This window comes from Rathayibacter sp. AY1C4 (assembly GCF_002932195.1).
Lineage (GTDB): Bacteria > Actinomycetota > Actinomycetes > Actinomycetales > Microbacteriaceae > Rathayibacter.
In genome coordinates this window covers 36,590-50,113 of record NZ_PSWE01000003.1, presented here as the reverse complement: position 1 = coordinate 50,113, position 13,524 = coordinate 36,590, and the positions used below count along the sequence as shown (strand labels likewise).

Below are 13,524 nucleotides of genomic sequence, written 5' to 3'. Positions count from 1 at the left end.
CCGACTGCTGGCCGACGACGCCCCAGCCCTCCTCGAAAGTGACGCATGGGCCTGCTCGACGCGCTGATCCTGGGACTCGTCCAGGGTCTGACCGAATTCCTCCCCATCTCCTCCAGCGCCCACCTCCGGATCGTCAGCGAGCTGCTGCCCGGTCTCGGCGGCCGCGACACCGGAGCCGCGTTCACCGCGATCACGCAGCTGGGCACCGAGACCGCCGTCATCATCTACTTCTGGCGCGACATCGTGCGGATCGTGTCGCACTGGGCGCGCTCCCTCGTCGGCCGGATCCCGCGCTCGGACCCGGACGCCCGCATGGGCTGGCTCATCATCCTGGGCAGCCTTCCGATCATCGTCCTCGGCCTCGTCTTCCAGGACGCGATCGAGACGACCCTCCGCTCCCTGTGGGTGGTGGCCACCACCCTCATCCTCTTCGGCATCCTGCTCGGCATCGCCGACGCGGTCGGCGCGAAGAAGCGCCGCCTGCGCGACCTGGGCGTCCGCGACGGCCTGATCTTCGGAGGCGCGCAGGCACTCGCCCTGATCCCCGGCGTCTCGCGCTCGGGAGGCACCATCACCGCGGGCCTCTTCCTCGGCTACGAGCGCAAGGCGGCGGCGCGCTACTCCTTCCTCCTCGCGATCCCCGCGGTGTTCGGCAGCGGTCTCTACCAGCTGTACAAGAGCATCAGCGACCCGGTCGTGCTCCCGAACCAGGTCCAGGTCGGCGGGCTCGAGACCCTCGTGGCGACCATCGTCGCGTTCGTGGTCGGCTTCGTCGTGATCGCGTTCTTCATGAGCTACATCTCCCGCCGCAGCTTCCTCCCGTTCGTCGTGTACCGCATCGTCCTCGGCGTCGTCCTCATGGTCGCGCTCGCCACCGGCCTGATCGCCGCCTAGATGCGCGCCTGGACCGCCGCCGACGTCCCCGCCCTGCCCGGCCGGGGGAGCGCACCGCGCCTGCACGACACCGCGACCGCCGGCCCCGTCGAGCTCGACGCGCCCAGCGGAGTCGCGAGCCTCTACGTCTGCGGCATCACGCCCTACGACGCCACCCACCTCGGGCACGCGTCGACCTACCTCGCCTTCGACACGGTCCAGCGCGTCTGGCTCGACGCGGGCTACACGGTCGAGTACGCCCAGAACGTGACCGACGTCGACGACCCGCTGCTCGAGCGTGCGACGGCCACCGGTGTCGACTGGCGCGACCTCGCCGAGGAGCAGGTCGAGCTGTTCCGCGGCGACATGGCCTCCCTGCGCGTCCTGCCTCCGCAGCACTACGTCGGAGTCACCGAGACCGTGGATCCCATCGCGGAGGCGGTCGCCCGCCTGGAGCGCGACGGCGTCGCCTACCGCGTCGCTGCTCCGGACGCGGCGGAGGAGGGCGCGAGCGACCTCTACTACGACATCGCCGCGGCCGAGAGCGCCGTCTGGCACCTGGGCAGCGAGAGCCGGCTCGACGCGGAGTCGATGGCCCGCTTCTCGGCGCTGCGCGGGGGCGACCCGGAGCGCGCCGGCAAGCGCGACCCCCTCGATCCGCTGCTCTGGCGGGCCGAGCGCGCCGGCGAGCCCGCCTGGGACGCCGAGGTCGGCCGCGGCCGTCCGGGCTGGCACATCGAGTGCTCGGTGATCGCCCTCGACCGGCTCGGACCCGAGTTCACCCTGCAGGGCGGCGGGAGCGACCTGGTCTTCCCGCACCACGAGTTCAGCGCCGGCCACGCCGCGTCGCTGTCCGGCCGTCCTCTGGCCCGCGCCTACGCGCACGCCGGGATGGTCGCCTACCAGGGCGAGAAGATGAGCAAGTCGCTCGGGAACCTGGTGCTGGTCTCACGTCTGCGGAGCGAGGGCGCGGACCCGCGGGCGATCCGCCTCGCGCTCCTCGCGCACCACTACCGCTCCGACTGGGAGTGGCTGCCCGAGGACCTGCCGTCGGCCGAGGCGCGCCTGGCGCGCTGGGAGGCGGCCCTCGCCGCCGTCGGACCGCGCTCGGCGCTCGAGGTGCTGGCGCAGCTGCGCGAGGCGCTGGCCGACGACCTCGGCACTCCGGCCGCCCTCGCCGTCGTCGACGCCGCACTGACCGAGGGCGTGGACGACCCGTCGCTCCTGCGCGACGCGGTCGACGCCCTGCTCGGGGTGCGCCCGGCCTGAACCCCGTCAGGCTCGAGTCCCGTCAGGCTCGAGTCCCGTCGTGGGCGAGTCCCGTCAGGGCGGCCGGGAGCGGTCCCGTGATCGACGACCGTCTCGGACGAGCGGGCGCCGGCGGAGGCTACGGGCGCCAGGGCTCCTCGCCGGAGCGGCCGTCGCCGCGGCGGCGCAGGTAGCGCTCGAACTCCTGGGCGATCGCCTCGCCGCTCGCCTCGGGCGAGTCGACGGTGTCGCGCGCCTGCTCGAGCTGGGCGATGTACGACGCCATCTCCTCGTCCTCGGCGGCGAGGGCGTCGATGCCGCGCTCCCACTCCTCCGCCTCCTCGACGAGGTCGCCGCGGGGGATCGCCAGGCCGACGACCTCCTCGAGCTTCTCGAGCAGCGCCAGCATCGCCTTGGGCGAGGGCGCGTTGTGCACGTAGTGCGGGACGGAGGCCCAGATCGAGACGGCGGGGATGCCGACCTTCTGTGCGGCCTCGCCGATCACGCTGAGGATGCCGACCGGCCCCTCGTAGCTGGAGCGCTCGAGCTCGAACGAGCTCCGCAGCTCCGCGTTCTCGCTCGAGGCGAAGATGGAGATCGGCCGGGTGTGCGGGACGTCGGCGAGCATCGCGCCGAGGAAGACGACGGCGGAGATGTCTATCGCGAGCATGGCGTCGACGACCTCGGCCGCGAAGCTCTTCCAGCTGCGCGAGGGCTCGGTGCCGATCATGAGGTACAGCGCGCTCTCGGCGTCGACCGAGGTGTCGGCCGGGCCGAAGATCTGGGTGCCGGGCCAGGCGAGGTTGCGGCGGCCGTCCTCGCCGATCGAGAGCATGGGGCGGGTGTACTGGAAGTCGTAGTACTGCTCGGCGTCGACGGCGAAGAGGGGCACGTACTCCCCGGCGTCCTTGACCAGCCGCAGCGCGCCGCTGGCGGCGTCCCCGGCGTCGTTCCAGCCCTCGAAGGCCACGACCAGGACGTTCCCCGTGATCACGTTCATAGGCAGGATCTCCGCGTTCGGCTCGATGTGCGGGGAGCGCACACCGCGCCTGTCCCTCCGTCCAGGATAGGACCGCCCCCGGCCCCGCCCGTCCCGTCCGGCGGGATCGGCCGCGCTGTTCGCTCTCGGCCCGCGGCCGGGGAGGGGCGCGGCCCTGCCGGTACCATGGTCGCTCGTGACTCCCGAGACCTCCGCCCGGCCGCTGTCCTCCGAGCCGCTCGGAGGAGCGTCCGCCCCCGCCGCCGTCCTCTGGGACATGGACGGGACGCTCGTCGACACCGAGCCGTACTGGATGGCGTCGGAGCACGCGCTCGTCTCCTCCTTCGGCGGAGTGTGGACCCACGAGGACGCGATGGGACTCGTCGGCTCGGGCCTGCCCGCCGCCGCCCGCATCCTGCAGGGCAAGGGCGTCGACCTCTCCGTCGACGCGATCATCGACCGGATGACCGACGAGGTCGTCGACCAGCTGGCCGTGAGCATCCCGTGGCGACCGGGCGCGCTCGAGCTGCTGCGCGCGGTGTCCGAGGCGGGAGTGCCGCAGGCGCTGGTCACGATGTCGATCTCGCGGATGGCGGCGGCCGTCGTGGACCGGATCCCGTTCCCCGCCTTCGCCGCCGTCGTCAGCGGCGACATGGTCGAGCGCAGCAAGCCTCACCCCGAGGCGTACCTCCTCGCCGCGAGCACCCTCGGTGTCGACATCGCCGCCTGCGTCGCGATCGAGGACTCCCTCACGGGCCTCGGCGCGGCCGTCGCCTCCGGAGCCGCGTCGATCGGCGTCCCGCACCAGCTGGAGCTCGACCCCGCCGGCCCCTACGCCCTCTGGCCCACTCTCGCGGGCCGCACCGTCGCGGACCTCGCGACGGTGTCCTCCGAGCACCGCGGCTCCGGCCCGGCCACGACCGAGACGGAGGCCCGCCGATGACCGGTGAGGCACTGCAGCATTCCGGACCCTTCCGCGCGGGAGACCGCGTCCAGCTGACGGGACCCAAGGGGCGGATGAACACCATCACGCTCGTTCCCGGCAAGGTGTTCCACACGCACCGGGGCGGCATCGAGCACGACACGGTGATCGGGCTGCCCGACGGCTCGGTGGTGACCAACACCGTCGGCGTCGAGCACCTCGCGCTGCGCCCTCTCCTCGCCGACTTCGTGATGTCGATGCCCCGCGGCGCGGCGATCGTGTACCCGAAGGACGCGGCCCAGATCCTCGCCCTCGCCGACGTCTTCCCCGGCGCCCGCGTGGTCGAGGCCGGTGTCGGCTCCGGCGCGCTCTCGCTCTGGCTGCTGCGGGCGGTGGGTCCGACCGGCCGGCTGTCGTCGTTCGAGCGGCGCGAGGAGTTCGCGGATGTCGCACGGGCGAACATCGAGACCTTCCTCGGCTACACGCCCGACAACTGGAGCGTCACCGTCGGCGACCTCGTCGAGGCGCTGCCCGGCACGGTCCCGTCCGGCGAGGCCGACCGCGTCGTGCTCGACATGCTCGCGCCCTGGGAGTGCCTCGACGTCGCCGCCGAGGCTCTCACGCCCGGGGGAGTGCTCCTCTGCTACGTGGCCACCGTCACGCAGCTCTCGCGGACGGCGGAGGCGATCCGCGCCTCGGGCCTGTTCACGAACCCGTCGTCGAACGAGACCATGGTCCGCGGCTGGCACGTCGAGGGCCTCGCGGTCCGGCCGGACCACCGGATGATCGGCCACACCGGCTTCCTCATCACCGCTCGCCGGCTCGCTCCGGACACCGTGCTCCCCGAGCTCAAGCGTCGCCCGTCGAAGACGGACTTCAGCGACGAGGACGTGGAGGCCTGGACCCCCGGCGCGCTCGGCGAGCGCGCCGTGAGCCCCAAGAGCCTCCGCAAGCGGGTCCGCGAGTCCGCCACCAGCGCCGAGCTCTCCCGGGCCCGCGGGTTCGGCGAGGAGACCGCGGAGCCCGACGACGAGGGCATCCTCTAAGCTGTTCCCGGCCTCCGGGCCGTCTCCACCTCGGGCGTCACCGCTCCCCTTCTCTCGAATCGAGGACCCGTGCGCAGGACCACCGCGCTCATCGCCGGCATCGGCATCGTCGCCGCTCTCACCGGATGCACCGCGTCCTCCTCGCAGGCGGACTGCGACGCTCCGTTCTCCTCCGGCGACTCCTCGGCGGCGGTCAGCGCCACGGGCGACTTCGGAGCGAAGCCGGACGTCAGCGTCCCGACGCCGCTGAAGGCGGATGGCACGCAGGTCAGCACCCTCATCGAGGGCTCGGGCGCACCGCTCGAGAAGGGCCAGCTCGTCACCATCGACTACACCCTGGTCAACGGCGCGGACGGCACGGTCCTCGAGACCTCGCCTTACGACGGGTCGAGCACCGCCCGCTTCGGCGTCGGCGGAGCCGGGCTCGTCGGCCTGAACGAGGGCCTCCTCTGCACGCAGGTCGGCTCGCGCGTCGCCATCGCGATCGCCCCCGAGGACGGCTTCGGCCAGTCCTCGTCGCAGCTCGGCATCTCGGAGGACGACACGCTCGTGCTCGTCGCGGACGTCCGTGAGGCCTCGCTGGCCCGCGCGAACGGCGCCGCCCAGCCCGCGCCCGACGGCTTCCCGACGGTGACGCTCGGCGACGACGGACGCCCGGGGCTCGCGAAGCCCTCCGGTGACGCGCCGACCGACCTCCGCATCGCCCAGCTCAAAAAGGGCGACGGCGACGTCGTCGCCGAGGGCGACCAGGTCGTCGTGGCCTACACAGGCTGGCAGTGGAGCGACGGGAAGGTGTTCGACTCCAGCTGGGAGAAGGGCGCTCCCGCCGTCTTCACGGCCGCCGACGGCTCGACCACCCAGGGCGGAGTCATCGCCGGATTCGCCGACGCCCTCATCGGCCAGCCCGTCGGATCCCAGGTCATCGCGGTCATCCCGCCGGACCAGGGCTACGGCGACCAGGGCTCCCCTCAGGGCGGGATCCCCGGCGGCGCGACGCTGATCTTCGTCGCCGACATCCTCGGAAAGGTCTGACCGGGCCCGGCCCTAGACTGGAGGGCGTGCCTTCCGACGCCCCGTCCTCGAGCCGCGTCCCGGCCGAGGAGCGTCTGTTCAACCTCGTGCTCGCGCTCGTCGCGGCCGAGAACGGACTGACGAAGGCCGACGTCCTCTCCACGGTGCAGGGCTACCGGCAGCGGGTGGGCCGGGGCGACCGGACCTCGCTTGAGCGCCAGTTCGAGCGCGACAAGGACGACCTGCGCGAGCTGGGCATCCCGATCGAGACGGTCGACGCCCCGGGCGACCCGGGCAACACCCAGACCGTCCGGTACCGCATCGCGAAGCGCAGCTACGACCTCCCGGCCGACCTGACCTTCGACCCGGAGGAGCTCGCGCTGCTCCGCCTGGCCGGGGCGGTCTGGCGCGAGGGGACGCTCTCGGCGGAGTCGCGGCGCGCGCTGATCAAGCTGCGCTCGATCGGGGTCGAGTCCGTCGACCCCGTCATCGGCATCAGCCCCTCGATCCGGGTCCGCGAGGCCTCGTTCGAGCCGCTCAACGCTGCGCTCGACCGCGGCCAGGTCGTCCGCTTCCCCTATCTGAAGCCCGGCGGCGAGGAGCCGCGCGTGCGCACCGTGCAGCCCCGCGCCCTGGTGAACCACCAGGGGCGCTGGCACCTCCACGGCTGGGACGAGGGCGCCGAGGGCACGCGGACCTTCCTCCTGTCGCGGATCGTCGGGCCGGTCGCGTCCACCGGCCGCACCGCGCCTCTCGTGGAGGGGGACCACGCGGCGACCGCTCTCGCCCAGCTCGACGAGATCCTGCAGCGCAACAGCGCGCTCCTGCGCGTCGCCCCCGACTCCGACGCCGCCCTCCGTCTCGGCGGGCGTGCCGAGGCCGAGGGCGAGGGCCAGGGCCTGCTGCGCCTGCACTACACCGACCCGGACGTGCTCGCGGACGAGCTCGCCGGTCACGGTCCCGAGGTGCGGTTGCTCGAGCCGGAGGAGCTCCGCCGCCGCGTCCTCGACCGCCTCCGCCGCACCCTGGACGACCATGGAGGGGATCCCCGTGGCTAGACCCCGCTCCCTGCAGGCGCGCGACCGCCTGGCCGTCCTCCTCTCCCTCGTTCCCTACCTGCTCGACCGGGGCCGCGTCTCCGTCGCCGAGGTCGCCGCGCACTTCGAGATCCCGGAGGAGGAGGTGCGCCGCGCGGTGCGCCTCATCGCCGTCTCGGGCATCCCCGGCGAGACCGCGCAGTACCAGGCGAACGACCTCTTCGACATCGGCTGGGACGACTTCGAGGAGAACGACCACGTCGTCCTCACCCACCAGGTCGCGATCGACGACTCGCCGAGGTTCTCGGCGCGGGAGGCCGCCGCCCTCATCGCCGGCATGCAGTACCTCGCAGCGCTGCCCGAGAACCAGGGCAACGACCGGATCGCCTCGCTGATGGGGAAGCTCGCACGCGGCGCCTCCTCGGCCCCGAGCGCGGTCGCGGTCTCGCGCGGCACGGGCGCGGACAGCGCTGTGGCGCTCCTGCGGACAGCGATGGGCTCGGCGACGCAGGTCGCTTTCGACTACCGCAGCGCCCGCGGCGAGACCGAGTCCCGGCTCGTCGACCCCTTCGTGCTCGAATCGGTCGATCGGGACTGGTACCTGCGCGGATGGGACCACCTCCGCGAGGGCGTCAGGACGTTCCGGGTCGACAGGATGCGCTCCCTCCGCGACACGGGGACGCCGATCGTCCGGCGCCGCAACGAGGTGACCCTCTCGGAACGGCTCTTCGAGGCCTCCGCCTCCGATCTCGTCGTGGACCTGCGCGTCGCCCCCAGCGCCGTCGTGCTGCTGGGCGACTACGCGGCCGACGCCGAGTTCCCCGATCCCGTGCCGGGGGAGGAGGACCACGGTGTCCTCGTCCGTCTCCGCGTCGCCCATCTGGAGGGATTGACGCGCCTGGTGGCGTCGTTGGCGGGTCTCGTCACCGTGGTGGCACCCCCCGAGGCGCGCACCGCGGTCGCGCTCTGGGCGGCCTCCGCGCTCGCCGCGAACGAGGGGGAGCCGTCGTGACCTGGTGGTCGTGGATCCTGATCTGGCTCGGCCTCGCGCTGGGCGCTCTGGCGATGCTGGTCCTCTTCGCCCTCTCCTACTGGCGCAAGGGGAAGGTGCTCCTCGGACAGCTGTCCGAGGTCACCGCGAAACTCGAGACACTGAGTCCTGGAATGACGGACGACCTGCCGCCCCGGCCGTCCTCGTCGCTGTTCGCCGATCGCGACGACGTGAGGCGTGCGCACGAGGGCCGGCGTGACGCACGTCGCGACAGGATCGATCTCCGCCGGTCAGAACGGGTCGAACAGGGTAAGCTCCTCGTACACCGCAACCGACAAGTGAAGTGAGTCTGCAATGTTCGCTGGCCTCCAGGGGTGGCACCTCCTCATCATCCTCGCCGTGATCCTCCTCCTGTTCGGTGCGCCCAAGCTCCCGCAGCTGGCCCGCAGTGTCGGGCAGTCGATGCGGATCTTCAAGAGCGAGGTCAAGACCATGAAGGACGAGGACGGCACCGAGCGCCGTGAGTCGACCGAGGGGACCACCGGCACCGTCGCCGGATCCACCGGCACGACCACCGGCACCGGCACCACCACGCCGCCCGAGTCCCCGCTCAAGTAATGACGTCCGTGGCACCGAAGAAGCCACGGACGAAGCGGACGAAGAACCCCGACGGGCGCATGTCGCTCGGGGCGCACCTCGTCGAGCTTCGCAACAGGCTCTTCAAGTCGGCGATCGCGATCGTCATCGCGTGCGTCGCGGGGTGGTTCGTCTCGGAGTGGGTCTTCGAGGCCCTCAAAGCTCCGATCTCCGAGGTGGCCTCCACCCAGGGCAAGGAGGCGATCCTCAACTTCCCGACGATCGCCGGTGCCTTCGACCTGCGGCTGCAGATCGCCATCACGGTGGGCATCGTCCTGGCAAGCCCGGTCTGGCTGTATCAGATCTGGGCGTTCCTCGTCCCGGGCCTGACCCGCAAGGAGATGCGGTACGGCCTCGGCTTCATCCTCACCGCCATCCCGCTGTTCTTCGCGGGCTGCGCGGCCGGCTGGTTCGTGTTCCCGCACATCGTGGAGCTCCTGACGAGCTTCACCGGCAGCAACGCGGCGAGCTTCCTCGACGCCAAGATCTACTACGAGTTCGTTCTCAAGCTCGTGCTGGTCGTCGGCATCGCCTTCGTGCTGCCCGTCTTCCTGGTGCTCCTCAACTTCCTCGGCATCCTCCCCGGCATGCTGATCCTCAAGTCGTGGCGCATCGCGATCATGGCGATCGTGCTCTTCACGGCGATCGCGACCCCCGCGGCCGACCCGATCTCGATGTTCCTCCTGGCCATCCCGATCATCTTCCTGTTCTTCCTCGCCTGCGGGATCGCGATCCTGCACGACCGGCGCGCCGCCAAGCGCCAGCTGGTGTTCGACGGCAGCCCCTCCGACCTGCCCGCGTGACCGGACCGTCTCCCGCCGAGCGGTTCGCCGCGTTCCGGACGCGCCAGGGCCACGCGAGGGTCGAGGCGTTCCGCTCGACCCTCGCGTTCGACCTCGACCCCTTCCAGTACGAGGCCTGCAGCGCGCTCGACGACGGCCACAGCGTCCTCGTCGCCGCGCCCACCGGCGCCGGCAAGACCGCGGTGGCCGAGTTCGCGATCCACCTGGCCATGCAGGACCCGACGGCCAAGGTCTTCTACACGACGCCGATGAAGGCGCTGAGCAACCAGAAGTTCCAGGAGTTCGTCGAGGACTACGGAGCCTCCGAGGTCGGCCTGCTGACCGGCGACTCGAACGTCAACGCGCGCGCCCGCATCGTCGTGATGACGACCGAGGTGCTGCGCAACATGCTGTACGCCGACTCGGACCTCCTGCGCGACCTCGCCTACGTCGTGATGGACGAGGTGCACTACCTCGCCGACCGCTTCCGCGGCGCCGTCTGGGAGGAGGTCATCATCCACCTCCCGCAGCGCGTGCGGCTGGTCTCGCTCAGCGCGACCGTGTCGAACGCCGAGGAGTTCGGCGACTGGCTCCAGACCGTCCGGGGCGAGACCGAGGTCATCGTCTCCGAGGAGCGGCCCGTCCCGCTCGACCAGCACGTCCTGGTGGGCGGCAAGCTGGTCGATCTCTTCGACTCCTCCGGTCGGGCGGCGACGAACCGGGTGAACCCCGAGCTCGCCCGCATGGCCCAGGGCGGCTCCCGGGTCGAGCGCGGCGGCAGGGGCGGCCGCAACGGCCGAGGCGGTCGCGGCCGCTACCCGGAGCAGCGCACCGAGGAGCTCGTGCTGCGCTCGGAGGTCGTCGAGATCCTCCGCGGCAAGAACCTCCTCCCCGCGATCTTCTTCGTCTTCAGCCGTGCGGGCTGCGACCAGGCCGTGCGCCAGGTGCTGCGGTCGGGCGTGCGCCTCACCGAGCGCCACGAGCGCGACGAGATCCGCGCGATCGTCGAGGAGCGGTGCCGGACGATCCGCGACGAGGACCTCGCGGTGCTCGGCTACTGGGAGTGGCTCGACGGACTCCAGCGGGGCGTCGCCGCGCACCACGCCGGGATGCTCCCCGCCTTCAAGGAGGTCGTCGAGGAGCTGTTCCTGCGCCGGCTCGTGCGCGTGGTCTTCGCGACCGAGACGCTCGCGCTCGGCATCAACATGCCGGCCCGCACGGTCGTCCTCGAGAAGCTCGAGAAGTTCAACGGCGAGGCGCGCGTCCCGATCACACCGGGGGAGTACACCCAGCTCACCGGCCGGGCGGGCCGACGCGGCATCGACGTCGAGGGCCACTCGGTGATCCAGTGGCGCGGCGGGATGGACCCTCAGGCGGTCGCGTCCCTCGCCTCCCGGCGGACCTACCCGCTCAACTCCAGCTTCCGCCCCAGCTACAACATGGCCGCGAACCTGATCGAGCAGTTCGGGCGGGTGCGCACGCGCGAGATCCTCGAGTCGTCGTTCGCGCAGTTCCAGGCCGACCGGTCCGTCGTCGATCTCGCCCGCCGGGTCCGCCAGCAGGAGGAGTCGATGGCGGGCTACGTCACGGCGATGCAGTGCCACCTGGGCGACTTCGAGCAGTACGCGGCGATCCGCCGTGAGATCGGCGACCTCGAGCGCCGGGGCGCGGTGCGCGGCGAGTCGGCCTCCCACGCCGAGCGCGAGAAGCGCCAGGGACAGCTCACGAGCCTGCGGCGTCGGATGAAGGCGCACCCGTGCCACGCCTGCTCCGACCGCGAGCAGCACGCGCGCTGGGCCGAGCGCTGGTGGAAGCTGCGCCGCGAGACCGACGAGATCGAGCGCCAGATCCGCTCGCGCACCGGCGCCGTCGCCCGCATCTTCGACCACATCACGGACGTGCTGCTCGAGCTCGGCTACTTCCGCCGGGACGAGGTCGGCGAGCTCTCGCTGACGCCCAACGGTCGCACGCTCCGCCGGATCTACGGGGAGCGGGACCTGCTCGTCGCCGAGTGCCTCCGGAAGCAGGCGTGGACGGAGCTCGATCCGGCCGGCCTCGCGGCGATGGCGTGCTGCCTGGTCTTCGAGCCGCGACGCGAGGAGGGGACGCTCGGCGAGCAGTTCCTGCCCCGCGGCGCGTTCCCCGAGGCGCTGGAGAGGACCCAGCTTCTGTGGGCCCGGCTCGACGACGTCGAGCGGGAGCACCGCCTGCCGGGCAGCAACCCGATCTCGACGAGCCTGGCGCTGTCGATGAACATGTGGGCCAAGGGCATGCCGCTCGACATGGTGCTCCGCGAGTCCGACATGGCCGCCGGCGACTTCGTGCGCTGGGCGAAGCAGACCATCGACCTCCTCGACCAGCTCTCCGTCGTCGCCGAGGGCAAGGTCGGCCGCGCGGCCCGGACCGCCCTCGACCTGGTCCGCCGCGGCATCGTCGCGTACTCGACGGTCGCATGACGCCGATCGCTCCTCCGCCCGACGGGCGGACCGTTCCGCTGTGGGTGGCGCTGCCCCTCGCCGCCCTCGGCGGCGCCGTGCTCGACCGCGGCTTCCCCGACTCCGACGTCTGGCCGCTGGCGATCGTGGGCGCCGCGGCGATCCTGTTCGCGCTGGGGGGGCGCGGCTTCTGGAGCGGAAGCCTCGTCGGCCTCGTCGGCGGAGCGGTCTTCTGGGGCGTCCACATCGAGTGGCTGACCCTCTACCTCGGCCCGGTCCCGTGGGCGGCCCTCGCCGGCCTGCAGGCGATCTTCTTCGCGCTCTCCGCGGGGCTGATGGCGGTCGTCTCCACGCGCGGCCACCGCGTCTGGACGGGACCGCTCGGCCGGATGGTCGGCCTCCCCGCCCTCCTGGCGGCGCTCTGGATCGGGCGCGAGTCGATCACCAGCGTCTGGCCCTACGGCGGCTTCGCCTGGGGCCGCCTCGCGATCTCGCAGTCCCTCGGCCCGCTCGCCGGTCTCGCGGCGTGGATCGGCTTCGCCGGCCTCGGCTTCGTGGTGGCGTTCCTCGCGGCCGTGCTCGCGCAGGCCGTCCGCGAGATGTCCGTCCCGGCCTTCTCTCGCGTCAGCGCTCTCGCGGGCTTCGCGATCGTGGCGCTGGTGTTCCCCGCCTGGCCGGCGCCGACGGAGGGCACGACCCGGATCGCCGCCGTCCAGGGCGACTCCGATGCGGGCCTGTTCTCGCAGAGCTACCGCGGGCAGATCCTCGAGGACCACACCTCGGCGACGCTGCCGATCCTCGATCAGGACGTCGACATGGTGGTGTGGCCCGAGAACGGCGTCGACATCGATCCGACCCGGAACGCCCAGTCGGCCGCCGTCCTCGACTACCTCAGCCGGACGATGGACGCGCCGTTCGTCGTGGGCACGATCACGAACCCCTCGGACGACGTCTTCTACAACAGCTCGCTGCTCTGGAAGGCGGGGGAGGGGGCGACGCAGGTCTACGACAAGGTGCATCCCGTCCCGTTCGCCGAGTACATGCCGGACCGGGCGTTCTGGCGGATGTTCGCTCCGGACCTGGTCGACCTGGTGAGCCGCGACTACTCGATCGGCACCCGTCCCAACGTCTTCGACGTGAACGGCGTCCTCGCAGGCATCGCGATCTGCTTCGACATCTCGGACGACGCGCTGACGAACGCGATGGTCGACGGGGGAGCCCAGGTCATCCTCGGGCAGACCAACAACGCCGACTTCGGCCGGACCGACGAGAGCGTCCAGCAGCTCGCGATCGCTCGCCTGCGGGCCATCGAGACCGGGCGCAGCGTGGTCAACATCTCGACCGTCGGGACGAGTGCGATCATCGGGCCGGACGGCGCGACGATCGACTCCCTGACATGGTTCGAGCCGGGTGCCATGGTGGACGAGGTCCCCCTCAGCTCCACCACGACCCCGGCTCTGGTGTGGGCGCGAGACCTCGGCTGGTACTTCCTGGCCGCCGGTCTCATCCGCATGGTCTCGTTCGTCCTCAGGACGCGCGAGCCGCGACGCCGTTCCCGCTGACC

At 71.9% G+C, this 13,524-nt stretch carries 13 protein-coding genes; 12 read left to right on the top strand and 1 reads right to left on the bottom strand.

All coding sequences use genetic code 11. The features are described 5' to 3' along the window. Positions 1 to 45 precede the first annotated feature (45 nt). Positions 46 to 894 (top strand): undecaprenyl-diphosphate phosphatase, encoded by an 849-nt coding sequence (locus C5C99_RS02270; protein ID WP_104222008.1) that lies wholly within the window; start codon positions 46 to 48, stop codon positions 892 to 894. Beyond that, the gene (mshC, locus tag C5C99_RS02265; protein ID WP_104246821.1) at positions 895 to 2,142 is read left to right on the top strand and encodes a cysteine--1-D-myo-inosityl 2-amino-2-deoxy-alpha-D-glucopyranoside ligase; all 1,248 of its coding nucleotides are present in this window, start codon (positions 895 to 897) and stop codon (positions 2,140 to 2,142) included. A 118-nt stretch (positions 2,143 to 2,260) separates the two neighbouring features. On the opposite strand, the gene C5C99_RS02260 is transcribed toward mshC, so the two are convergent. After that, positions 2,261 to 3,121 carry a proteasome assembly chaperone family protein gene (locus C5C99_RS02260; RefSeq protein WP_104246850.1) on the bottom strand — a complete coding sequence of 287 codons (861 nt, stop codon included), beginning with the start codon at positions 3,119 to 3,121 and terminating at the stop codon, positions 2,261 to 2,263. A gap of 175 nt (positions 3,122 to 3,296) precedes the next feature. Between C5C99_RS02260 and C5C99_RS02255 the strand changes: the two genes are divergently transcribed. The 10 genes from C5C99_RS02255 to lnt all read left to right on the top strand — a co-directional run bounded on the left by C5C99_RS02255 (position 3,297) and on the right by lnt (position 13,522). Further along, positions 3,297 to 4,043 (top strand): HAD family phosphatase, encoded by a 747-nt coding sequence (locus C5C99_RS02255; protein WP_258059236.1) that lies wholly within the window; start codon positions 3,297 to 3,299, stop codon positions 4,041 to 4,043. Further along, complete coding sequence (locus C5C99_RS02250; RefSeq protein ID WP_104222012.1) at positions 4,040 to 5,068, top strand: tRNA (adenine-N1)-methyltransferase; 1,029 nt, start codon at positions 4,040 to 4,042, stop codon at positions 5,066 to 5,068. The genes C5C99_RS02255 and C5C99_RS02250 overlap by 4 nt, the downstream gene beginning before the upstream one ends. 69 nt (positions 5,069 to 5,137) lie before the next feature. Further along, positions 5,138 to 6,100: an FKBP-type peptidyl-prolyl cis-trans isomerase gene (locus tag C5C99_RS02245; RefSeq protein WP_104222014.1), complete on the top strand. Its 963-nt coding sequence runs from the start codon at positions 5,138 to 5,140 to the stop codon at positions 6,098 to 6,100. Positions 6,101 to 6,126: 26 nt separating this feature from the next. Beyond that, the gene (locus C5C99_RS02240; protein WP_104339539.1) at positions 6,127 to 7,137 is read left to right on the top strand and encodes a YafY family protein; all 1,011 of its coding nucleotides are present in this window, start codon (positions 6,127 to 6,129) and stop codon (positions 7,135 to 7,137) included. Next, positions 7,130 to 8,128, top strand: a complete 999-nt coding sequence (locus tag C5C99_RS02235) for a YafY family protein (RefSeq protein WP_258059235.1) — start codon at positions 7,130 to 7,132, stop codon at positions 8,126 to 8,128. The genes C5C99_RS02240 and C5C99_RS02235 overlap by 8 nt, the downstream gene beginning before the upstream one ends. Further along, positions 8,125 to 8,454, top strand: coding sequence for a hypothetical protein (locus C5C99_RS02230; RefSeq protein WP_104222020.1), 330 nt, complete (start codon positions 8,125 to 8,127; stop codon positions 8,452 to 8,454). The genes C5C99_RS02235 and C5C99_RS02230 overlap by 4 nt, the downstream gene beginning before the upstream one ends. A gap of 7 nt (positions 8,455 to 8,461) precedes the next feature. Beyond that, positions 8,462 to 8,725, top strand: coding sequence for a Sec-independent protein translocase subunit TatA (gene tatA / locus C5C99_RS02225; protein WP_104222022.1), 264 nt, complete (start codon positions 8,462 to 8,464; stop codon positions 8,723 to 8,725). Next, positions 8,725 to 9,546: a twin-arginine translocase subunit TatC gene (gene tatC, locus C5C99_RS02220; protein ID WP_374952911.1), complete on the top strand. Its 822-nt coding sequence runs from the start codon at positions 8,725 to 8,727 to the stop codon at positions 9,544 to 9,546. The genes tatA and tatC overlap by 1 nt, the downstream gene beginning before the upstream one ends. Then, positions 9,543 to 11,981, top strand: a complete 2,439-nt coding sequence (locus C5C99_RS02215) for an RNA helicase (protein ID WP_104222026.1) — start codon at positions 9,543 to 9,545, stop codon at positions 11,979 to 11,981. The genes tatC and C5C99_RS02215 overlap by 4 nt, the downstream gene beginning before the upstream one ends. Beyond that, on the top strand, positions 11,978 to 13,522 hold the full coding sequence (gene lnt, locus C5C99_RS02210; RefSeq protein WP_104339538.1) for an apolipoprotein N-acyltransferase: 1,545 nt from the start codon (positions 11,978 to 11,980) through the stop codon (positions 13,520 to 13,522). Before C5C99_RS02215 ends, lnt begins: the two co-directional genes overlap by 4 nt. Positions 13,523 to 13,524: the final 2 nt, after the last annotated feature.